The organism is Luteolibacter sp., assembly GCF_039920825.1.
Classification (GTDB): Bacteria; Verrucomicrobiota; Verrucomicrobiia; order Verrucomicrobiales; family Akkermansiaceae; genus Luteolibacter.
This window is the reverse complement of record NZ_JBDSCX010000010.1, coordinates 52,939-75,936: the sequence shown is the minus strand read 5'-3', so window position 1 is coordinate 75,936 and position 22,998 is coordinate 52,939. Positions and strand designations below refer to the sequence as shown.

Below are 22,998 nucleotides of genomic sequence, written 5' to 3'. Positions count from 1 at the left end.
ACGGGGATTCGATCCGGGGGGTAATTCTCGGCACTGCCGTGAACCAAGACGGCCATACCAATGGAATTTCCCTCCCCAGTCCCGAGGCCCAAGCGCGTCTCGTGCGCGAGGCCTGTGCGGATGCCGGCATCTCGCCCGCCAGCGTCGGTTTTGTGGAGGCCCACGGCACCGGCACCGCGGTCGGCGACCCGATCGAGGCGACCGCACTGGCGGAAGCGCTTTGCGAGAACCGGACAGACGACAATGTGCTGCCGATTGGATCGGTGAAAACAAACCTCGGTCATTTGGAAACTGCTGCAGGCGTCGTAGGCCTGATCAAGGGCATGCTGGTTCTCCAGCGCCGCCAGATTCCGCCGAGCCTTCATTTTGAAAACCCGAGTCCGCACATTGACATGAAGGGCTTGAAGCTCCGCGTGCCGACGGCTTTGGAATCTTTTCCGGAAAACGGTAAACGCCTCATCGCCGGGGTGAATTCGTTCGGCTTCGGCGGTGCGAATGCCCACGTTATTCTGGGCGAGGTGCCTGCCTTTGAAAATCAGGACCAAGGACCGATCAGCGCAGATCGTTCGTGGCCGTTGGTGATTTCAGCCCGTTCCGAGGACGCGCTCAAAGCGACCGCCGGCCGCTTGGCCGACTGGATTGAATCGCACGAGCTTGGCAATGGAGTTTCTCCGGTGCTGCCGAAGCTGACTTACACGCTGGGAGCCCGTCGCAATCACCACGCGCACCGCTTGACGCTGGTCGGCAGCTCGTCGGCTGAAGTCTCGGAAGAATTGCGGGGATTCGCGACTGGAGAACCGGTTACCGTCGCCCGTATATCATTCACTCCGCGCCCGGAATTCACCCCGCGCATCGGTTTTGTCATGAGCGGTCAAGGGCCGCAATGGTGGGCGATGGGCCGCGAGTTGATGCGCAAAGAACCCGTTTTCCGCGAAGTCATGGAAGCCTGCGAAAAAGCGATGCGTCCGCACGCCAGTTTCTCGCTCCTCGAAGAACTCAACCGCGACGAGGCGGACACGAAGATCCAGCAAACCGAGATCGCCCAACCTGCGATTTTCGCGATGCAAGTCGCCCTCGTGGCGCTTTGGAAATCGCTTGGCGTCGAGCCAAGCGCCGTTGTCGGCCACAGCGTCGGTGAAGTCGCTGCCGCGCACATCGCCGGGATTCTCAGTCTTGAGGAAGGCGCGCGCATCATCGTCTTGCGCGCCCGGATGATGCATGAGTGCGCCCGTGGCGAGGGCACCATGCTCGCCGTCAGCCTTTCCGAAGAGGAAGCGCTGGAAATCATTTCCCGCCACGACAAGTCGGTCAGCATCGCTGCTTTCAACGGCCCGAAATCGCTGACCTTGGCTGGCAAACAGGCCTCGCTCGAAGCGATCCGCGCCGAGCTGGAACCGAAGAACGTTTTCGCCCGCTTCGTCCGCGTGGACCATCCGTATCACCACGCGATGATGCAGCCGGCCGCCGACAATCTCGTCACCAACCTGCCCGACATCTCCCCGCAGGAAGAGACTCTGCCATTCTTCAGCACGGTCACCGGCGCGCGTTGCGCTGGTAAGGATTGCGTCGCTGCCCACTGGGGTCGTGGCATCCGCCAGCCGGTGCAGTTCGTCAAAGCGGTCAACGCCGTGGCCGACTTCGGCGTCGATGTCTGGTTGGAAATCAGCTCGCACCCGGCGCTCTCGATGTCGATCAACGAGTGCCTCACCGCCCTTGATATCAAAGGCCAGGTGACCGCCTCGACCCGCCGCGACCGCGAACACGAATCCTTCCTGGAAGCCGCGCTCGATCTGCATCGCGGTGGAGTGGTGATTGACTTCAAAGGACTCACACCATCCCGCGAACTCCTTTCCCTGCCGGCCTACCCCTGGGACCGCGCCCGCTGGTGGCACGAATGCGGCGAGCTGCGCGACGCCCGTCTTGGTGCCGGTGGCAAAGGCCTGCTCGACGCCCGCCAACCCCGCGCGACACCAGCCTGGACGACCCGCCTCGACAACCGCCACATGGCTTTCCTCAAGGACCACAAGGTCGACACCCACGTCATTTACCCGGCTGCGGCCTTTGTGGAAATGGCGCTGGAAGCCGGCGTCGAGTTGTTCGATGGCCGTCCGTTCGCGATCGAAGATTTTGAAATCCGCCGTCCGCTCATCCTTCCGGATCCGGCGTCTGCGGTGACTATCGAGCTCACCTACGAGCCTGCCGAACGCACTTTCACGATCCAAAGCCGATTCGACCAAACCTCGACCTGGTCGGTTCACGTCATCGGTTCGCTGCGCAGCGAGCGCACCGAGTCGTCGTTCGGAAATTCCATGCTCGCGGCACCCGATGCCGATCTCGAAGAAGAAGGCGTCGGCGCGTTTTATGGCCACATGAGCGACCTTGGACTTCGCTACGGCGATGAGTTTAAGCCCGTGCGCGAACTCGCCGCAGGAAATGGCAAGTCTGCCGGCCGGGTTTCCCTTTCGGAAAACATCGCGGGCCGCGCCTCCGAATACGCGCTGCACCCGGTGCTCATGGATGGCGCGTTACACGTGTTTTCCGCTGGTTCGAAAACCGTCGAGGACCGTAAGGCGAAGATGAAACTGCCAGTGCGTTTCGCCCGCATCCTGTTCCTGCGCTCGCCAGGAGCCTCGGCCCAAATCCGCGCCAAGGTGTTGCATTTCAATGAGGAACTCATCGAAGGCCGAGTCGGTATTTATGATGACGCTGGTCATCCGTGCGTGCTTATCGACGGTTTCCGCGCCGTCAGTATGACTGCCGCTCGCCGCCCGGGCGCGTCCGGTGGCAGCCGCGATTTGGTTTACAATGTCGATTGGGAACGCACCGTTCCGACTGTGGCGGTCGCGCCGCAAGTCATCGTCCCGCTGACCCAACTCCGCGAGGTCGCGAAAGTGGCGCTCGACGAAGTCATCGGCCTGCGTGGACGCACAAATATAGAAGGCGTGATGGCTGCCGAGGACGATCTCGCCGCCGTTCAAGTCGCCAACGGCCTGCGTAAGATGGGCGTCAGTGGTGAGTTTTCCGCCGAGTCACTGAAAATCGCGCCGTTGATGCTCAAGGTTTTCGGACGCTTGATGGACAAACTCGCCAATCGCGGCCTGCTTACCACCAAAGACGGGAAATACACGCCGACCGCCGAATTTGTCGAAACTGCGGATTCCGCTGAAGGAGCGCTCCGCGCATTTATCAACGATTATCCAGGGCATTTGCCGGAAGCTCTCCTTTGCGCGTCTTCCTGCGGCGAACTCGGAGCCATCCTGACCGGTGAAACGGATGCCGTGCATGTCCTTTTCGGCGGCACCAATGCCGAACTTCTCGATCATTTCTACGGCGACGGCCTGCTTTCCAGCCATTGGATGGTCAGCATCGCCAAGGGCGTGCAGGAAGCTGCCCGCCACCAACCGGAAGGCCGTGGCTTGCGAATCCTCGAAGTCGGAGCTGGCACCGCCGGTCTCGCGGCGCAACTGCTGCCGCTGCTGGAGCGCGGCGTCCACAGCTACACCTTCACCGACGTATCGGCAGGCTTCTTCACCGCTGCGAACCAGAAACTCGCCGCCTTCCCGGAAGTGGAATACAAGGTCCTCAACCTTGAAAAACCGTTCGCGGACCAAGATTTCGAGGCAGGTTCCTACGACTTCATCGTCGGCACCAACGTGCTTCACGCCGTGGCCGATGTTCGTGTGACGTTGAAAATGCTCAATGATCTGCTCGTTCCGGGCGGCACCTTGATGTTCATGGACGTTGCTTCGCCGTCGCTCTGGACGGAAGCGGTTTTCGGCCTCACCGAAGGCTGGTGGCACCTCACGGACCGCGACCTGCGGCCCGACCAACCGCTGATGCAGCGTGACCAATGGGAAGCCGCGCTGAAGGAAGTCGGCTTTGCCGAAACGACCTCGATTTCAGGATTCCATGGCCCCGAAGGTGAAGGCCAGGTCGGAATTCTCGGTCGCAAAGCCGGCCAAGCCGTCGCCGAAATTTCCGAAGTGGAAGCTCCCGTCGAATCCTCGTGGGTCATCTTCGCCGACGAAGCCGGAGTTGGAGCGGACGTCGCCGCGCAAGTCACTGCCGCCGGATCCCGCTGCCGCATCGTCCGCCGTGGCGACAAGTTCGCCTCCACCGGCACCGACAGCTTCACCGTCCGTGACCAAGAGCCGGAAGACTGGAAGCTGCTCTACGCTGAGCTGCTCAAAGAAGCGCCGCCGGAGCATCTCGTCTATCTCTGGACGCTCGACGAAAAAACAGGCACCACCGAGAACGACGCGTTGATGGGCATCGACTCGTTGCTGCACCTCACCCACGCCTTGGAGCAAACCATGGCGAACTCGAAGATCCGCTTCGACCTGATCACCCGCGGTGCCCAACCGGCTGGCGAAACCATGGGTGCCACCAACGTGGCGCAGGCCCCGGCTATTGGGATTTTCCGGGTCATCCTCGGCGAACATCCGAATTTCTCCTGCCGCGGCATCGACTTGCCGACTGAAGCATCGGCCGCCGATAAGGGCCTGCTTTGGAGCGAACTCACCCACGCCGACACAGAGCGCGAAGTCGCCTTGCGCGGCGAGGCCCGCTACGTCCAACGCATCAGCCGTGGCCTCGCGCATCGCGAACAACGGCTCGATGCGACCGTGCCGCTGCGCCTCGAATCCCGCGAACGGGGCGTGCTCGACAGCCTGCATTTCACGCCATTCGAGCTGCCAGCCTGCGCGCCGGGAGAAGTGCTGATCCAAGTGAAAGCGGCGGGCATGAATTTCCGCGACGTGCTCAAAGCGCTCGCACTTTATCCCGCAGAAACGGCCGATGCACGGATCTTCGGCGACGAAGTGGCGGGCGAAGTGATCGCGATTGGTGAAGGTGTCACTCACCTTGCTGTTGGAGACAAGGCATTCGGACTCGCTGTGTTTGGTCTAGCGACCCACACGTTGGCCCGCGCCGCCGACATGCGGAAAATGCCGGACAGGCTTTCCTACGAAGAAGCCGCCACTCTGCCTGTCGTCTTCATGACCGCATGGTATGCGCTGCACAACGTCGCCCGCATGACGGCTGGCGAAACCATCCTCGTCCACGCCGGTGCCGGCGGGGTCGGCATGGCGGCGATCCAGATCGCCCACTACTTGGGCGCCAATGTCATCGCGTCTGCCGGTAGCCCGACCAAGCGCGCACTGCTGAAAACGTTGGGCGTCAAGCACGTCATCGATTCCCGCCGTGGCGATTTCGCCGAGTCCGTGATGGAACTCACCGACGGCCGCGGCGCGGATGTCGTGCTCAACGCGCTCGCCGCCGAGGCCATCCCGATGGGACTTTCTTGTCTAGCAGAGTCCGGCCGTTTCCTCGAAATCGGCAAGCGCGACATTTACATGAACTCCCGCATCCCGCTGTGGGGACTGCGCCGGAATTCCTCGTTCCACGTCATCGCCATGGACGCGATTTTCGCTGGTGATGAGGCAAAAACCCGCGACCTGCTCGCCCAGGTTTCCGACCTGGTCGATCAAGGCGCGCTCACCGCGTTGCCATTCCGTTCCTTCCCGGCGAGCCGAATCGACGCCGCGTTCCGACTCATGGCAGGTGGTAAGCACACCGGCAAAGTGGTGGTCGGATTCGCCGATCCATTCATCGTCCGCAAGGGCGAAGCGCCGTTGCCGGACTTCGAAATCAAGTCGGGTGGGGCCTACCTCATCACCGGTGGTCTGGGCGGATTTGGCCGCGTGCTCGCCGAATGGCTGGTCACGGCCGGTGCGCGTCACCTCGTCCTCAGCAGCCGGAGCGGTGCCTCCACCCCGGAGACCGTGGAATTCGTCGAAAGCCTCGCCGCCCGCGGCATCGAGACCAAAGTCATCAAGGCGGACATCGGATCGCCATCCGACGTGGAAGGCCTGATTTCCGAAATCCGCGCCGCCGACATCCCGCTGAAAGGGATTTTCCACCTCGCGATGGTCATCGACGACGCCCCGCTCGCGGCGCTGACCGCCGAGCGGCTCCGTACGGTCATGGCTCCCAAGGCCCACGGCGCTTGGTTGCTGCACGAAGCCACGCAGGACATGGATCTGGACGCCTTCGTGATGTTCTCGTCGGTATCGAGCATTTTTGGAAACCCGGCCCAAGGCAACTACGCGGCGGCAAATGCTTTCCTCGATTCGCTTGCCCACCATCGCCGTGCGCTGGGACTTCCCGCGTTGGCGATCAACTGGGGCGTGCTCGGTGGCGAAGGCTACGTCGCCCGCAACGAACGCGTCGCCGAGTTCCTCGCCCGCCAAGGCACCGGCGCGTTGGCGCCGGCCGAAGTGACGTCGTTGATGGAATCCTTCCTCACCGCCCACGCCACCCAGGTCGCCGCGATCCGCGTGGATTGGGCGAAATGGCGGCAATCGTTCCGCGGCATGCAGGACAATCCGCTGGTCGAACGCATCTTCGCCGCAGGCGTGGAAACGCAGGAAGCCGGCGGTGGCGGCAACGACTGGCGCGCCAAGATCCAAGCCGCTTCGGCGGAAGATCGCAATGGCGTCATCGGCGAGGCCGTTCGCGATGTGGTCGGTGCGGTGCTGCGGGTCAAGCCGGACAGTCTGCGCGAAGATCAACCTCTAACCGACCTTGGCCTCGACTCGCTGATGGGCGTGGAAATCGAGACGATGTTGGAAAGTTCCATCGGCGTCGCGCTGCCACCGACCAGTTTGATGCGGGCGCGGACCATCGGCCAGATTGCAACGCTCATCGCCGAACAAATGGGTGGTGATTCTGACTCTGCGCCGAAAGCCAAGGTGGTCGCCGAGGTTGTCGAAACCTCGGAACTGGACCTCGATTCGATTTCCGACGATGACCTCGACCTCCTGCTTGGCGGTGTCAGCGAGGGAGCCTCTGCCGGCAAGAACTGAGTCCGCTGATGTCGCAGGACGTAAGAGCTCAATTCAAATCATGGCTGGAAAGCGGAGAGGCCCGCCTCCAGCCGTTGACATTGCCGCAGCGTGAATTGTGGGAAAACTCGCCGGTTGCGGTGGCGGATCCCGGGAATCACATCTGCGGCATCCTTGAGATCAAGGGACCGCTCACGCACGAGCAGTGCCTAACTGCGCTGCAAGGGGTGGTCGCCCGACACGAGGCGCTGCGGATCACGTTTCTCCCCGGCAAGGATCGCCCGTTGCAGATGATACGCGCCACGGGCACTGCCGCTCTGGGTTTCCACGAGCTGGCAGCGGGCGAGGATTTGGAGGAGTTGATCCAGGAAACCTATCGCCAGCCCCTTGATCTGTTACAAGGCCCGCTTCACCGGGTGCGGCTGATACGTAGGGGGGTTAACAATCACGTGCTGGCATTTTGTTTCCACCACGCCATCGCTGATGGTTGGTCGCTGGGCGTCTTCACCCAAGATCTCTGCACCGCCTACGTCATGGGATTGAGCGGCCTGAAAAAGGCGGTTGCTGTCGGAGTGATGGGACTGAAAAACTCGTTGCCGCCGGTCGTCCAAACTTACACCGAGTGGGCCGCCGCCGAACGCGCGCTCTGGAACCCCACGCTCTTGGCCGAGCGCGCGGAGTTCTGGAGATCCCACCTCGCCGGCTCGAGCCGGATCTGGAACGACGTACCCGAACCCGCACCGTTGGAGCGCTGGGTTACCGGGATCCCTCCCGACCTGATCGCCGGGATCCGCGGCTTGGCCAAGGACCACAGCACTACGCTGTTCAGCACGCTGTTAGCCGCTTTCCAAATCACGCTTTCCAAATGGACCGGCAAGGATGACATCCTCGTCGGCACGCCGGTGGCAAACCGTAATAAAGAGGCCGCCCGCGATACGATGGGCTACTATGCCGGCGTCGTCCCACTGCGCGGCAAGGTCGATCCCACGCTGAGTTTTTCCGACCACCTGCGACAAGTCGCGGAATCGACGCTCGATTCCTTCGCCAACGCGATGCCCTACGCCGAGCTCGCCGCCGCCGTGGCCGAGACCTGCGGGGCAGGGGTGCATTCGATCTTCGACGTGCGTTTCGCACTCCAGAACCACCCGGTGCCTGACGTCTCGATGCCGAGCATTTCCACCAAAGTCCGCATGCGTTCCACCGGCACTGCCCGCTTCGACCTCGCGTGCGAGCTAACTGAAATAGGCAACGAATTAGAAGTTGTCTGGCTTTACAAGCCGTTTAGGTTCACCGCCGAAACCATCGGCGGGCTGAACGACCTGTTCCTGGCGGTGTTGAGGAGCGCTTGCAAAAATCCCGCAGGCCGGGCTGAGGCGCTCATAGTCTAACACAATGAACTCTCCTTCCACATTTGAAAATGACTCGGTGCCACCTGTCGTGGCACCGACCGAAGAGGATCACGGTAATACGCACTGGGTTACCCGAGCAGCGTTTCCCTTGCTCAGCGCCTCGCTCACCGTGAGCCAGGTCGCGCTGGGGTTCGCCTACTACTACGGCATTTACTGGTTGTGTGTGCCGCTGGTCCTGCTCGCCAGTCATTTCATGCATGGGATCCTCGTCGGATTCCACGAGGCGTCCCACGGCCACCTGCGGAAGAGCCGTTTCCTGAACGAGGCGGATGGCCTCATCATCGGGACCTTCAGCTTTATGAGTTTTTCGCTCTACCGCGCGGCCCACCAGAAACACCACTCGCACCTCGCCACCGAACGCGATGTGGAATTGTGGCCATTCGTCACTGTCGGCACACCGCGCTGGACTCGCCGCCTCGCCGCATTTCTCGAGCTGAATTTCGGTATTCTTTTCACTCCCTTCCTGTTTCTCCGGGTCTTCCTGCAAAAGGATTCATTCATCAGGAACAAGCGGGTCCGCCGCCGCATCTGGATGGAGTACGCGCTTGTCGTCGTCGTGTGGATCCTCATTTTTTCCACGGTCAGCTTCCTCCACATCTGGGACTATTATCTTTGGGTTTTCCTGATTCCCGGGGTGATTGCCGGAAACCTCCAGAGCTGGCGGAAATACATCGAACACGTCGGTTTGAAAGGGCACACGGCGCGAAGTGCGACCCGTAGCATCGTGGCGGACAGTTGGTCCGGCCGCCTCTTGTCCCTGACCCTGCTTCATGAACCGCTGCATGGCATCCATCACGTCAAGATGGCGCTACCGTACGATAAACTTCCGAAACACACTGCTTTGCTGGATCCGGATGAGGAGGGCGATATCCCGCCATTTCCGAATTACCGCTCCGCGATGATGCACCTGCTGCGCAATCTTTCTGATCCCAAGTCAGGCAGCCACTGGCCCGAGGCCTGAGTTTGAGATCATACCGTTGGACGGGTGGGTATCTTCGTGTAACTTCCCTCGATGGCCGACGCTGCTTTGAAAAAAACCGGAGAATTGATCTATGAGGCCATCGGTCTTAAAAAACAGTTCGACAACGGAAAAGTGGTCGCGTTGAGGGGCTTGGATCTGGAAATCCGGCAGGGAGAGTTCGTCGCTATAATCGGTCCAAGCGGCTGCGGCAAGAGCACGCTATTGCAAATGCTCGGCTCGCTCGACAAGCCAAGTGAGGGGAAATTGAACTATCGCGGCAAGTCGCTTCCCGACTTTGAAGATCATGCTGCCTACCGATCCCATGAGGTCGGTATCATCTTCCAGTCGTTTCATCTTCTGCCCACCTTCACCGTGCTGGAGAATGTCCAGATCCCGATGTTCGAAGGAAAGGCATCCCGCTCCGAACGCAAGACGCGGGCCACCGAACTGTTGGAATCCGTGGGCCTTGGCCATCGTCTTAGTCACTTTCCATCCGAACTTTCCGGCGGTGAGCGGCAGCGGGTTGCCATTGCCCGCAGTCTGGTCAACAATCCCTCAGTACTGCTGGCGGACGAGCCGACAGGAAACCTCGACAGTGTGAGTGCCGTCCAGATCATCGACCTGCTGGTGGAAGTGCACCATCGGTTGGGGGTGACGCTGGTGCTTGTCACGCACGACCCGTCGGTCGCCGAACGTGCGTCCCGGATCATCCAGATGAAGGACGGGGTCGTGATTTCCGACCGGCTCGCGAACTCTAACTGATAATTTTTTTGAAATGACATTCTTCACCATTGTCCTCCGCAGTCTGACCCGGCGTCCCGTCCGTACCTGTCTAACATTGGTCGGTATCTCCATCGGCATCGCCGCTGTCGTGGCTTTGGTCGGGATGGCGTGGGGGTATGAGAAGGGAATTACCAAACAACTCGATGTCGTGGGCGTGGACATGGTCGTCAGCAACATGAGCGGCGGCCTGATGCCCAAGGTATTCGACGAAACGTTGCAGGAGAAGGTTTCAAAACTCCCGCGGGTTGCGGAAACTACCTCGGTCCTGATGCAGATGCTGAGTGTGGAGGATGCGCCTATCATGATGATTTCCGGCCGCGAGTGGGGTGGATTCGCATGGAACAAGCTCAAGCTGATCGACGGACGGATGCCTGCTAACGGCAGCGAGAAAGCCGTGGTGCTGGGCAAGATCGCTGCGGAAGTGCTCAAGAAAAAAGTGGGGGACACCGTGCAGATCGAGACCGAGGAACTCGCAGTCGTCGGCATCGTCGATGGTCAGGCGATGGTGGAGAATGGGACGATCTTCCTACCGCTGGGCGTGATGCAGGAGGTCACGGGAAATGAGGGGAAAGTCAATTTTATCGATATCCGGGTGACGCCGGAATTGCCGAAGCCGGAAATGGATCTGTTGAGCAAGGACATCCATGTGATCTTCCCTGAAGGTCGGGCAATGGTGGCCAGCGAGGTGGTCGGCACCAGCCAGGGATTCCAAGTGGCACGAGCCATGAGCTGGAGCACCGCGCTGTTGGCGATCATCGTGGGGGTTCTCGGCGTGATGAACACCATGTTGATGACGGTTTTCGAGCGAACCCACGAGATCGGCATCCTGCTGGCAGTCGGTTGGCGGAAGCGGCGCATCGTTTACATGGTGCTGTGCGAGTCCGCTTTGTTAGGTTTTCTCGGTGGAGTCGTCGGCGTTTCGCTGGGCGCGCTCGGCCTGATTATTCTGGGGGCCACGCCCGGCGTGAGTGGATTTCTCGAGCCAGACCTCAGCCCGAAGCTGATGCTCATCTCCATTGGCATCGCAGTCGTCGTCGGCATTGTCAGCGGATTGTATCCCGCGTGGCGCAGCTCGCGCCTGTCACCTAGCCTCGCGCTGCAAGCCTAAACCCAAACCCTATCTATGAAACTTTCAATTCGATCCATCGGTAGTCTTTTCGTCGCAGCCACAGCCATCATTTCGAGTGCCTCCGCGCAGGACCCCGCTCCGTCCGCGAAGGAACTCGCGAAAACCCTTGGTGCCGGTATCCAGGATGGCAACTCGGTGGTGCGGCTGAAGATGGAAACCTCGTCCAAGACCGTGCTCCAGTTGCAAATCAAGTCACGCCGCACCGTCTCGACGACCGAGCTGGTCTATCAGGTAATGTGGCCGAAGGACCGCAAGGGCGAGGGGTTTCTGCTCAAAAAATCCGGGAGTCGCGCGACGTCAGGAAACTTGTTGACCCTGTCTAACACGCTGAAAAATCTCACCGCCACCGACCTCAAGGCCGGCATTTTCGGCAGTGACCTGTCTTATGAGGATCTGGTAGAGAATTTCTACAACTGGGATGACCAGGCTATCCTCCGGACTGAAGTGGTGGACCGGGTTTCCTGCCAGGTTCTCGAGTCCAAGCCCGGTGGTAGCCCGAGCCCTTACTCGAAAGTCCAAAGCTGGATCGACCTCAAGCGCATGGTTCCGCTGCGTGTGGACAAATATGGCAGTTCCGGGAAATTGGAACGCCGCGTCCTGACCACCCGGGTGGCAAAGAATGACGACGGACATCAGGTTCCCGCGAGTTTTTCCGTCCAAGGTGCGGACCTCGGCACGCCGACCATCATCGAAGGCTCCAGTGTCAAACATGATGTGAAATTCACCGACGCCGATTTCGCTCCTGCCGCGATCGGCGATTTGAAATAGCCTCCGACACCTCCTGCCATGCAAAACCTCGGACCGATGAGCGCAGTCGCAGCATTGTATGCGACGGGTCGGCCCGAGTTGGCGGAGGCCATTGTGGCCAGCTTGAGCCAAGTGATCTTTCATGACTGTGAAGCCCAGCCAGCCTGCAAGAAGAATCTTTTCCTAGGGCGCGTTTCCCAAAAGGTCGTGCAGTGGACGACACGGTCGTCTAAGTCCAAGGACGAGGCCGGCGGCGATGTCACGCTTTTCAGGAACCGCTTGATGGAGCAGTCAGGGCACCCTTATGCGCAGGCCTTGTTGACTTCCTCCTGCCAGCAATCTGCCGCGCTGGTGGAAGGGGGCGACCCTATGAACGGCCCCTACATGATGCTCTCTCCGGAGATTCGGAAAAATGGCGGTGTCTGGGATCGGATTTTCCTGGATTCCGTGCAAGCCAAGGATGTGCAAGTCCGCTTCATCCACGAGACCCGAGCGACCTATCAGGCTGCGAAGCGGCTGCTGGGCCGCGGGGAATCCGTCCGCATCAAGGCAGTGGCGGCTGGCACCGGGCTAAGCCTAATCCTCGTCTATGACAAATTAGTTAGAGATGGGTTTGATCCAAAATTTATCACCGCCGTGATTACCGATCGGGACCCGGCGAACTCGGAGAAATCCAACCGGCTGCTGGCAAAACTGGCCAGCACTCTCAACACCCATAACCTTGCCGGACATGACTACGGGATTTTTGCGGTGCCTGAAGATGTTTTCGAAGGACCTGATCCACGGGTGAAAGTACTCCACCTACCTTACGACATCGTCACCGCCATCGGGATTTTGGAATATTTTCAAGGTGGCTCGCACGGAACGACGGAACAAAGGCTCATGCTCCATGAACCCGAGGAGTCTGTCACCGCGCGGGATCTCGCGGCACGGCTCGGGGAAATGACGACTTGCTGCGGCAGCCTGATCATCAATACCTACCGCGACCATGCTTCCATCAGAATCCTAGAGTTGTTCGGAAAGCGCTTTGATTTCCGCGATCGCACGCATCTCCTGAACCTTCTCGCGCCGTTGAATTTCCGTTCGCGCCACCTGGCGGGATCGGGCCACATTTATGATGTCGAGGTGTTCGAAAAATCATAGCAGGATGGAGGGAACGACCTCGTTATATGGTATCTCTGACATTGACGCTTGCCGGTCGGCCACTTGCAGGCTTGCCTTGGTAAACAAGAGTCCATGAAAACCATTTCGCCCCATCCCGTTTCCCTTGTTCGTCTGTTAGCATCCGTGCTCGCTGTAGGTGTCGTGGGGTGTGCCGCCCCGGTCGGAATCCCCGAGCAACTGCCTGACCGCGCCCAGCGCATGGACCATGGTTACCTCTACTACTTCGACGGCGCGGGCGGAGGCACGGCCAAGAAGAACTGGGCGGAAGGAGTCAGGGACGGCTTGCTCGCGGGTGGCTATCCGGGAGCCGGCGAGATGTTTACTTGGGAAACCGGAGACGGGTTAATGGCGGACCAGGACGCCAGCGTGAAATTTAAGCGCGCCAAGGCAAAGGAAGCGGCGTCGAGGATCGTCAGTCATGTGAACGAATACCCGAATCCTCCCTTGGACATCCTGGGATTCTCGGCTGGAACCGCTGTCGCCATTTTCGCCCTCGAAGACCTTCCCGAGTCGGTTCAAGTGAACGATATAGTGCTGCTAGGCACGTCGATCAGCCGCAACTACGATCTCACCAAGGCTCTCAAGCGGGTCAGGGGTCACGTCTATGTTTACACTTCCACCCGTGACCGGATGCTCGACTTCCTTATGCCATTCTCGGGCACGGCGGATCGCAAATTCGATGATCCGGGCGCCGGAATCACGGGATTCGTACTTCCCCACGGCACCACGGCGGCGACCCGCAAGCTCTATGCCGAGAAAATCATCACCATTCCCTGGACCGCCGCGATGGAGAAGGACGGGGATTACGGACGTCATTTCAACAACGTGAAAATGGAGTTCATCCGCGATCAGGTGGCGCCCTTGTTCCTCGGCAAACGGGTGCCCGGACTTCCCCGATAGGAGTGAAGGGAGAGGGGCGTGTTCGGTAAATTAGATAACACTAGGCATGCTCCTTGATTTGCCGATCACTCTGAACGCTGCGATTATCGGCTCCGACTTCTTTACATGACACGATTCTTCTCCGTCCTGCTGATAGGCGTATCGCTAGGCACTCTACCCGCATGCCGGGTAACCTCACTGGTATCGGGTTACAGGGAAGCTCAGGTTTCGGACGTCGCCGAAAATTTGGAACAGGCACGTCTGGCCTGGAATATCATGGCGGAAAAATCACCACGTTCATTTGCCGCGAGGCAGGCCCGCGAACGCTACGACCGGGCGGTGGTCACGGTGGTGAAATCCCTCCGTGCGAAGGAAGGGACCGACATTTGGGGAAAAGCGATTCCGTTGGAGGGAAAACATCCTTGGTCAATTACCTTCGACGCACCCGCGCAAGGTGCCATGGCGAGAACATTCTCACTCACTGAATTCAACCGGTGCCAGCTCGCCGACGATGTGAAATTGAGCGGGTTTGACCAGGTGGTGGCGCGCGATGGAATCGGAGTGCCTGTGGTGCTGCAGCAGGACGACGCCCGCCGGGTTGCTCAGCCGTTTCATCCGCCGACCGGGGAGTTTCTACCCGCAACGGCGGTGCTTGAGTTTCCAGCAGTCGCATCCGGACGCCCGGCTGAGGCAAGGCTCCGGTTTTACAATCCGATGGTGGTGTCAGAGGTGTCGGTCGGCGGGAGTTCCAGGCGAATGGCGGAGAATCTGACTGCGCCTCTTCAGTTGTCGCTGACCAACGCGGATGCCGACGACACGGGTATCGCGGCGCTCAAGCCATCGGCATCGGGCGAACAAGAATCGCAACTGTTTTTGCTCAACCGCTACGACCCGTCCAAGGTGCCGGTCGTATACGTGCACGGACTGCTTTGCGGGCCGGATGTTTGGAAGAACTCGGTGAATGCCATGCTGGCGGATCCGGATCTTCGCAAACGCTATCAGCCGGTGTGTTTCAAATATCCGAGCAGTTTGCCCATTCCTACAACGGCCGCACGCCTTCGGGAACTCCTCAAGAGTGCGAGAGATACGCTGGACCCGGGGCATCGTGATGCTGGATTCGGCCGGATCGTGCTGGTGGGGCATAGCATGGGCGGATTGGTATCGAGAATGCAGACGATCGATTCCGGCGACGATTTCTGGAAAGCCTATTTCACCGCTTCTCCACAGAAGGTGTCGCGCAAGATCGATTCCCAAACGCGGCAGATGCTGATGGGTTCCTTGTTTTTCAAACGCGAACCGGACGTCAAGTTGGTCGTATTCATCGGCACTCCGCACCGGGGGAGCAAGCTTGCGGACGTCGGATTTTATCGCGCTGCCATCGACCTCATTCTGTTCCTGCCGAAGACTGCCAAAAAAGGCTTGGAAGAACTCGCGGCGCTGCCTCTAACGTTCGTGCAGCCGGAATTGCGCTCGTTCTCGGATCACGGCGTGGGCGGGACTGAAAATCTATCAACGAAGCATCCGTTCTTCGAGGCGCTGGAGAAACGGCCCATCGGAGTTCCTTTTCACACCATCATCGCTACCCGCGGGCAATTCGATTTCAAACATGGCAGCGACGGCATCGTGCCCTATTCGAGCGCGCACTTGGACGGGGCCGTTTCGGAAGTGATCGTGCCCTATCCACACGGCTGCCTTGAGAGGCCGGCGACGGTCAACGCCGTGACGAAAATCCTGAAAGCCAACTGATGAATTTCGACTCTTTTCCATCATGAATCAATCCGCACCCATTTCAAAATCCTCCGAAAACGAGGACGTTATTTTTGAGGTGAGGGGACTCAAAAAAGATTATGACGACGGCAGCGTGCAGGCCCTGCGCGGCGTGGACTTCCGGATCAACCAAGGCGAATTCGTGGCCATCGCCGGTCCGAGTGGCTGTGGGAAATCGACTTTGCTCCAGATGCTCGGTGCGCTTGATTCGCCGAGTGAGGGAACTTTGAATTACCGCGGGAAATCACTTCCGGATTTGGCGGATCCCGCAGCCTACCGCGCGCGGGAGATCGGCATCATTTTCCAAGCGTTCCACCTCCTGCCGACTTTCACCGCCGTGGAGAACGTGCAGCTGCCAATGTTTGAAACCGACCGCCCCGCTTCGGAGCGAAAGGATCACGCTGTCAGTTTGTTGAAATCCGTGGGCTTGGAACATCGCATCAATCACTTTCCCACGAAGCTATCAGGGGGCGAACGCCAGCGCGTCGCCATCGCCCGGAGCCTGGCCAATGGGCCTTCTGTTCTGTTAGCGGACGAGCCCACCGGAAACCTCGATAGCGAAAACGCCCATCACATTCTCGATCTCCTCGTCAGCCTGCATCGCGAGCATCGGATGACGATGGTCCTCATCACCCACGATCCGTCTATCGCAGCCCGCGCCTCGCGGGTCATCCACATGATGGATGGCCGGGTCATTTCCGACAGCAACCCGCCATTATGAATTTTTTCACCATCATCGCGCGCGGACTTCTGCGCCGGCCCGTCCGCACCGGGCTGACGCTTGTCGGAATCTCCATCGGGATTGCGGCGGTGGTCGCATTGGTCGGAATCTCGCGCGGTTTTGAGCAAAGTTGGGCGAAGGGGATGAAGGCGCGCGGCACTGACATCGTCGTCAGCACCATGGGCAGCGGCCTCGCGCCGAAGCCTTTCGATGCTGCGGTGCGCGACCGCGTAGCCGCGATTCCCGGAGTCGCGGCGGTTTGTTCGATTTTCGTCGATCTCACCAGTATCGAGTCCTCGTCCATGATGATCGTTTCCTCCCGCGAGTGGGGTGGTTTTTCATGGGATAATCTCAAGCTTCTATCCGGCAGGATGCCGAAGGACGCGATGGAGCCTGTCGTGGTGCTCGGTCAAAATGCGGCCGAAGTATTGGCGAAAAAAATCGGCGATCCCATCCAGATCGACGCCCGCGAGTTGACGGTCGTCGGCATCGTCGATGGTGGTGCTCTGGTGGAAAACGGTTCGGTGATCCTTTCCCTTCAGCTCTATCAGGAAATTTCAGGGAGTCAGAATCAAATCAATGTTGTCGATGTCCGGGCCACCCCCGGCAGCGGCGAGGAGTCTGTCAAAAAGCTGTGTGTTGAGATCAACAAGGTGGTCACGGAAGCGAAGGCATTGCCCGCGGGTGAAAACGTGGGTAACAGCCAGGCCTATAAATTCATCAGCGCCATGAGCTGGGGGACTTCGCTGCTGGCGGTGATCGTGGGCGTGCTTGGGGTGATGAACACGATGCTGATGACCGTCTTTGAGCGGAAACAGGAAATCTGCATCCTGCTCGCCATCGGCTGGAGGCGGTCGCGCATCATCCGTATGGTGTTGCTGGAGTCGGCGTTGCTCGGCTTCCTCGGCGGTGTCACCGGAGTATTGATCGGTTCGGTGGCCGTCAAGGTCCTCGAAACCCTGCCTGCCATCCACGGCCTGCTGGAACCGGACCTCAGCCCGCGCCTGATGGCGATTTCAGTGGCAATCTCGGTGATCGTGGGCGTCATTAGCGGACTCTACCCTGCCTGGCGCAGCTCCCGGCTCAAGCCGAGTCTCGCGATGCAGGGCTAACCCTCTGAAATCCATGAAATCCCTCTTTTTGCTCACCACCTTCGTCGCCCTCGTTTCTCCCGCCTCCGCGCAGGAAGCTGATGGGAAAGCACTCGCCGCGCAACTCGCCGGTATCCAGCAAGACGGCTCGTCCTACGCGCGGGTCAAGATGGACGGGAAATCGGGCGATGGTGCGAAATTCACTCTTCAGCTCCAGGTCAAGCAGCGCCGTACGGCCAATTCCACGGAAGTGGTTTACCAAGTCCTCTGGCCGAAGGAACGCGCCGGCGAGGCGGTGCTGCTGAAACAATCCGGCGGCGAAATGTCCGGCACCGTTTTCACGCCGCCTGACAAGGTCCGAACTCTCACGGCAGGGCAGATGAAGGAATCGCTTCTCGGCACTTCATTGTCGTATGCGGATGTTCTGGAAAATTTCTTCGCCTGGAGTAGTCAGAAGATTGTCGGTGCCGAGGTTGTGAACAAGGTGAGCTGTCAGGTTCTCGAATCCCGATCCGGTTCGACCGCGGTGCGCAGTTGGATCGACATGAAGCGCGTCGTTCCGATGCGCGTTGAGAAATACCTCCCGTCTGGAGCCGTCGTCCGCAAGATCGATACAAGGAACGTTGCCAACGACGACACGAACCGCAACGTCCCTGCCAATCTCACCATCCAGGACGTGCAAAAAGGTTCCTCCACCGACGTCGAGGGCTCCAAGCTCAGGCACGGGATCACCTACGACAACCACGATTTTACCGCGGAAGGTCTGAAAAATATCAACCCGCCGGGCTGATCGGCCGGGGGCCGTTCGCTCCGACATGAGAATCCGGTAATCCGGCCGGGGGGATTGTAAAATTGAATTGCGCACGCGGTCTGTGGAAGAGAGGATGCCGCCCGATCCGATAGAGAATTCGGTGCTGTCGCATTCCCAATCCAAACCACGATTGTCATGAACGATTATTCCGCGCAAACTCATCCCGTTGCTGAAATTCCGAAGCCCGCGAGGCCGCTGGCCGTTCGGTGCGTCCCTCCCGTTGCCCGGATTTTCCTGGCGGGTGTTCTGTTCCTCGCCCTGTCGTTCGTGGCCCAGGCCGGTTTGTTTGATAAACCGAATGCCGATTTCACAAACTACGAGGTGCCTCTCTATCAGCAGATCACCAACCACATCAAAGTCAAGATCCTGGCCCGCCTCGGGGAAGGGAAGAATACTCGGGATCGGTATTTCATCATTCCTTTTGCCTATCAGAACAAGGGCAATGACCCGGGCTACTCGCACTCGTTCATGACGGTGATCCGGGTGCTTGCCGACAACAAACAACCCAAGCTGATCGCAGGGATCAAGACGCGGACCTACAAGGACCGGGAATTCCAGGCGTTCACCATCAGCTGGCTGCCAGCTGATTTCTCGGCCAATCCCAATCTCTGCGTTTTCAAGGGTTTCGGGGCCCGCATTTTTCCGACTTGGAACCAGTGTCCTATGGTGACTGGGAGAAGCTTCACATTGGAGGAAACGATCAAGTTGGCCGTCAATGTGAAAAACGCGGTGTGCATGTGGGGACCTTATGAGATCAGCAAGGACGGATTTGACCTGGCCGTGAAGCGCCTGCGCCTGCTCGAAGGGGGGACCCTGAAATATCGGGCCGACGACCGGCTGACGCGGGAGAATCATACCGCTATCAATTGCTTCCACGCCATGGCGGGCCTGACCAATCTTTTTCCCAAAGGCGGAATCTTCGGAACAGGATTTAACATGTGGGGAATCAACGGAACTTCGAGGGTTTTGCTAGAGTATAACGAAACCGCGCACATCAAGGGTGTCCTGTTGGAGCCGGTCGATGACAAAAAGGACCGCTTCGGATTTGTTTACGCGCCGACACGGGAAGGCAAGTACTACGACCCGTTCAAAACCGCGTCAGCCTACCAACGATAATTTGTAAAGCGGGCGGCGTGCGCCGCCGCCTCACCCGTCTTCCCAGTAGGATATCCAATGAACACGCGCGACTTCGCAGGCACAGGCATTCAGGTTTCGGAAATCGGTCTTGGCTGCTGGCAGCTCGGTGGTGCCGACTGGGGAGCCATCGATGATCGCGCATGTTTCGATATTCTAACCGCCGCCATCGACGCGGGCGTGGATTTCTTCGACACGGCGGATGTCTACGGCTCCGGCCGTAGCGAGGAACTCATCGGCAGGTTTCTCAAACAGACGGACCGTGGGATTTTTGTCGCCACCAAGCTCGGGCGCACCGGTGATCTCTATCCGGACAAATACAGCGAGGCAACCGTGCGCTCCGCCACTGAAGCATCGCTTAAGCGTCTTGGTGTGGAGACCATTGATCTCACCCAGCTCCACTGCGTGCCCATGGAAATTCTCCGCCGCGGCGATATTTTCGAATGGCTGGGGAAACTTCGGGATGAAGGAAAGATCCGCCACTTCGGTGCCAGCGTTGAGTCGATGGAGGAAGCGCTGTTATGTTTGAATCAGCCCGGGCTCTCTTCGTTGCAGATCATTTTCAATCTCTTCCGTCAGAAGCCGATCGAGGAATTGTTTCCACAAGCCTTGGCGAAAAACGTCTCGCTCATTGTGCGACTGCCGCTAGCCAGTGGCGTGCTTGCTGGAAATTTTTCCACCCGCACCACGTTCCCGGAAAGCGATCACCGGAACTACAATCGCGACGCCAGGCCTTCAATGTCGGTGAGACTTTCGCCGGGATTCCCTACGAGAAGGCCGTCGTGCTCGCCGACGCCCTCAAGCCCCTTTTGCCCCCCGGACTCACGATGGCGCAGATGGCGCAGCGCTGGATTCTCGATCATCCGGCCGTGACCACCGTCATCACCGGTGCCAGCCGTCCGTCGCAAGTCACCGCGAATGCCGGAGTTTCCTCGCTTCCTGTTCTTTCTCCCGAGCTCCACGCGACCTTGCGCGAATTTTACCAAAGCGAGGTCCGGGCGCATATTCGCGGTCCCTATTGAGAAATCCGCGGCGTCGGATTCCGGGGAAAAAGGAATCGACCTTTCGTGCTGGAGTTTCAGAATCCGGCCATGCCCGGTCGCGAAGATCTTGAGAAATTGTCCCTGCTTGGGAAGGAAAGCCGCCTGCCCGCAAGCCCGGATGAGGCGAAGTTGGAAATTTTCCCCAATCAGCGTCCCGGCCGGAAGTATTGGATCACGCTCAACACTTCGGAATTCTCCTCGCTGTGCCCGGTGACCGGCCAACCGGACAGTGCGAAAATCGAGATCCGCTATGTGCCGGGCGAGACGATCGTGGAAACGAAGAGCCTGAAATACTACCTCGCCTCGTTCCGCAACCAACCGTCCTTCAACGAGGAAATCGTCAACCGCATCCTTGACGATCTGGTGGCCGCGCTGAAGCCGCGGCAGCTCATCGTGCGCGGTGAATTCGCACCGCGCGGCGGCATCCAGCTCACGACCGAGGCGACTTACCCGGAAGAAAGTCCATGAAAGTCTGCGTGCTCTTGAGCGGCGGGATGGATTCGGTCGCCGCTTTTTACGAAGTGCTCGGGACGCACGAGGTGGTGGCTTGCCTGTCTTTCGACTACGGTTCCAAGCACAATGCGAAGGAAATCCCGTTCGCAAAACTGCATGCTGATAGAAACGGCATCCCACATCATGTGATCCCGCTGGATTTCATGAACACGCTCTTCAAATCCGACCTTCTCAAATCCGGCGGCGACATCCCGGACGGCCACTACGCCGAGCTGACAATGAAGCAAACCGTCGTCCCGTTCCGCAACGGCATCATGCTCGCCATCGCCGCCGGCTACGCGGAAAGCGTCGAAGCGGAAGGTCTGGTCATCGCCGCGCACTCCGGCGACCACGCGATCTATCCGGACTGCCGCGAGCCTTTCATGCGAGCCATGGCCACCGCGATGGGCGAGGGGACTTACGCGAAAATCCAACTCCTCCGCCCGTTCATCGATACCGACAAAACCGGCATCGCCAAACGCGGCGTCGAGCTCGGCATCGATTTTTCCGAAACCTGGTCCTGCTACAAAGGCGGCGAAATCCACTGCGGCGTCTGCGGCACCTGCGTCGAGCGCCGCGAGGCATTCATGCTGGCCGGCTTGCCGGATCCCACGAAGTATGAGCAGACTCCGGAACTTCCGACATTGAGTTGAGAGTTGAAAGTTGAGTGTTGAGAGACGGAAAAGACTTTCGCATTCAGCCATTTCTCTAACTCTCAACACTCAACCAGCCACTCTCAACTTCTTACCATGCCCTACCGAATCTGCAAATCCCTCGAAGTGGAAAACGGCCACATGCTCACCAAGCATCCGGACAAGTGCCGGTTTCCGCATGGCCATACCCGCAAGGTGGAATTCGTCATCGAGGCGGACGAGCTCGATTCGCACCAGATGGTTTGTGATTTCAAGATCATCAAGGACGCCGTCGGCGATTGGCTCGATACCTTCGATCACGCGCTGTGCATGAACACCGCGGACCCTGCCTATCAGGAGTTCAAGTCGCGTTACGGCGACCGCGTCATCGGTTTCGAAAACCAGGATCCGACCACCGAGCTGATGGCCCGCACGATTTTCGACCACACGGAGAAAGCCCTTGCCGCCTATGCCGCTCGGACCGATACCCGCTACCTCCTTGCTCCCGGCGTGCGGCTTGTCCGCGTCCGTGTTTGGGAAACGTCCTCCTCATGGGCGGAATACGAAAAAAATCTCTAACTCATGCCCAAGAAATCCACATTGCCCGACATCCAGGCGACCCCGGACACGCGGGGTCTCGACATCGACCAGGTCGGCGTCTCCGATCTCCGTTACCCGATCCAGGTGCTCGATCAGGACGGCAAACCGTTTCCCACCGTGGCCAAGATCTCGATGTCCGTGCATCTGCCGCATCATTTCAAAGGCACGCACATGAGCCGTTTCCTTGAAGTGCTGAGCAAGCACGAAGGCGAGGTGACCATGCGCACACTGCCGGACATCCTGCATGATTTGAAAAAACGCCTCGATGCCGAGGAAGCGCACATCGAAGTGGCGTTCACCTACTTCGTGACGAAGAAGGCACCCGTTTCCGGCGCACCTGCCAAGGTCGGCTGCGATGTCGTTTTTAAAGGAACTTCTAACGGTAAGGTCGATGACTTCGTGCTTTGTGTGGTCGTCCCCGTCACCACGCTCTGCCCGTGCAGCAAGGAAATCAGCGAATACGGCGCGCACAACCAGCGCGGCTACGTCACGCTCGAAGTCCGCCCGAAGGCGAAAAAGGGTGGATGGGAACTCATCCTCATCGAAGATCTGATCGCGGTCGCCGAGAAATCCGGCTCCGCGCCGCTTTACGCCCTGCTCAAGCGCACCGACGAACGCTTCGTCACCATGCAGGCCTACGACAATCCCGTCTTCGTCGAAGATGTTGTTAGAAATGCCGCGGCCCTGCTGCGCGCCGACAAGCGCGTCGCCTCCTTCACCGTGAAAGCGGTGAACCACGAGAGCATTCACGACCACAACGCCTTCGCCACCATCATCAGCAGATAAGGAG

At 59.3% G+C, this 22,998-nt stretch carries 19 protein-coding genes; all 19 read left to right on the top strand.

Translation table 11 applies throughout. The features are described 5' to 3' along the window. The first annotated feature begins 38 nt into the window (after positions 1–38). Positions 39–6,866: an SDR family NAD(P)-dependent oxidoreductase gene (locus tag ABIQ96_RS02595; protein WP_348212979.1), complete on the top strand. Its 6,828-nt coding sequence runs from the start codon at positions 39–41 to the stop codon at positions 6,864–6,866. An 8-nt stretch (positions 6,867–6,874) separates the two neighbouring features. Beyond that, entirely contained in the window at positions 6,875–8,233 is a 1,359-nt protein-coding gene (locus ABIQ96_RS02590; RefSeq protein ID WP_348212978.1) for a condensation domain-containing protein, read from the top strand. Between the two features lie 4 nt (positions 8,234–8,237). After that, complete coding sequence (locus ABIQ96_RS02585; protein WP_348212977.1) at positions 8,238–9,215, top strand: fatty acid desaturase; 978 nt, start codon at positions 8,238–8,240, stop codon at positions 9,213–9,215. Between the two features lie 51 nt (positions 9,216–9,266). Then, positions 9,267–9,977 (top strand): ABC transporter ATP-binding protein, encoded by a 711-nt coding sequence (locus ABIQ96_RS02580; RefSeq protein WP_348212976.1) that lies wholly within the window; start codon positions 9,267–9,269, stop codon positions 9,975–9,977. Between the two features lie 13 nt (positions 9,978–9,990). Continuing rightward, entirely contained in the window at positions 9,991–11,106 is a 1,116-nt protein-coding gene (locus ABIQ96_RS02575) for an ABC transporter permease (RefSeq protein ID WP_348212975.1), read from the top strand. Positions 11,107–11,121: 15 nt separating this feature from the next. Continuing rightward, positions 11,122–11,895 carry an outer membrane lipoprotein-sorting protein gene (locus tag ABIQ96_RS02570; protein WP_348212974.1) on the top strand — a complete coding sequence of 258 codons (774 nt, stop codon included), beginning with the start codon at positions 11,122–11,124 and terminating at the stop codon, positions 11,893–11,895. Between the two features lie 18 nt (positions 11,896–11,913). Then, entirely contained in the window at positions 11,914–13,017 is a 1,104-nt protein-coding gene (locus tag ABIQ96_RS02565) for a hypothetical protein (protein ID WP_348212973.1), read from the top strand. A 93-nt stretch (positions 13,018–13,110) separates the two neighbouring features. Beyond that, positions 13,111–13,938, top strand: a complete 828-nt coding sequence (locus ABIQ96_RS02560; RefSeq protein ID WP_348212972.1) for a hypothetical protein — start codon at positions 13,111–13,113, stop codon at positions 13,936–13,938. Positions 13,939–14,043: 105 nt separating this feature from the next. Next, positions 14,044–15,663: an alpha/beta hydrolase gene (locus ABIQ96_RS02555; protein ID WP_348212971.1), complete on the top strand. Its 1,620-nt coding sequence runs from the start codon at positions 14,044–14,046 to the stop codon at positions 15,661–15,663. Between the two features lie 22 nt (positions 15,664–15,685). Next, positions 15,686–16,405 carry an ABC transporter ATP-binding protein gene (locus ABIQ96_RS02550; RefSeq protein ID WP_348212970.1) on the top strand — a complete coding sequence of 240 codons (720 nt, stop codon included), beginning with the start codon at positions 15,686–15,688 and terminating at the stop codon, positions 16,403–16,405. Then, positions 16,402–17,517 (top strand): ABC transporter permease, encoded by a 1,116-nt coding sequence (locus ABIQ96_RS02545; RefSeq protein ID WP_348212969.1) that lies wholly within the window; start codon positions 16,402–16,404, stop codon positions 17,515–17,517. Before ABIQ96_RS02550 ends, ABIQ96_RS02545 begins: the two co-directional genes overlap by 4 nt. Before the next feature lie 13 nt (positions 17,518–17,530). Beyond that, the gene (locus ABIQ96_RS02540) at positions 17,531–18,286 is read left to right on the top strand and encodes an outer membrane lipoprotein-sorting protein (RefSeq protein ID WP_348212968.1); all 756 of its coding nucleotides are present in this window, start codon (positions 17,531–17,533) and stop codon (positions 18,284–18,286) included. 156 nt (positions 18,287–18,442) lie between these two features. Next, the gene (locus ABIQ96_RS02535) at positions 18,443–19,423 is read left to right on the top strand and encodes a hypothetical protein (protein ID WP_348212967.1); all 981 of its coding nucleotides are present in this window, start codon (positions 18,443–18,445) and stop codon (positions 19,421–19,423) included. Between the two features lie 57 nt (positions 19,424–19,480). Next, positions 19,481–20,314 (top strand): aldo/keto reductase, encoded by an 834-nt coding sequence (locus tag ABIQ96_RS02530; protein ID WP_348212966.1) that lies wholly within the window; start codon positions 19,481–19,483, stop codon positions 20,312–20,314. Continuing rightward, positions 20,311–20,463: a hypothetical protein gene (locus ABIQ96_RS02525; protein WP_348212965.1), complete on the top strand. Its 153-nt coding sequence runs from the start codon at positions 20,311–20,313 to the stop codon at positions 20,461–20,463. The genes ABIQ96_RS02530 and ABIQ96_RS02525 overlap by 4 nt, the downstream gene beginning before the upstream one ends. Before the next feature lie 69 nt (positions 20,464–20,532). Further along, positions 20,533–20,952 carry a preQ(1) synthase gene (queF, locus tag ABIQ96_RS02520; RefSeq protein ID WP_348212964.1) on the top strand — a complete coding sequence of 140 codons (420 nt, stop codon included), beginning with the start codon at positions 20,533–20,535 and terminating at the stop codon, positions 20,950–20,952. Next, the gene (gene queC / locus ABIQ96_RS02515) at positions 20,949–21,629 is read left to right on the top strand and encodes a 7-cyano-7-deazaguanine synthase QueC (RefSeq protein WP_348212963.1); all 681 of its coding nucleotides are present in this window, start codon (positions 20,949–20,951) and stop codon (positions 21,627–21,629) included. The genes queF and queC overlap by 4 nt, the downstream gene beginning before the upstream one ends. Before the next feature lie 96 nt (positions 21,630–21,725). Next, a complete protein-coding gene (locus ABIQ96_RS02510) occupies positions 21,726–22,187 on the top strand; it encodes a 6-carboxytetrahydropterin synthase (RefSeq protein ID WP_348212962.1) in 462 nt (153 codons plus the stop codon). A gap of 3 nt (positions 22,188–22,190) precedes the next feature. Continuing rightward, positions 22,191–22,994 carry a GTP cyclohydrolase FolE2 gene (gene folE2 / locus ABIQ96_RS02505; RefSeq protein WP_348212961.1) on the top strand — a complete coding sequence of 268 codons (804 nt, stop codon included), beginning with the start codon at positions 22,191–22,193 and terminating at the stop codon, positions 22,992–22,994. Positions 22,995–22,998: the final 4 nt, after the last annotated feature.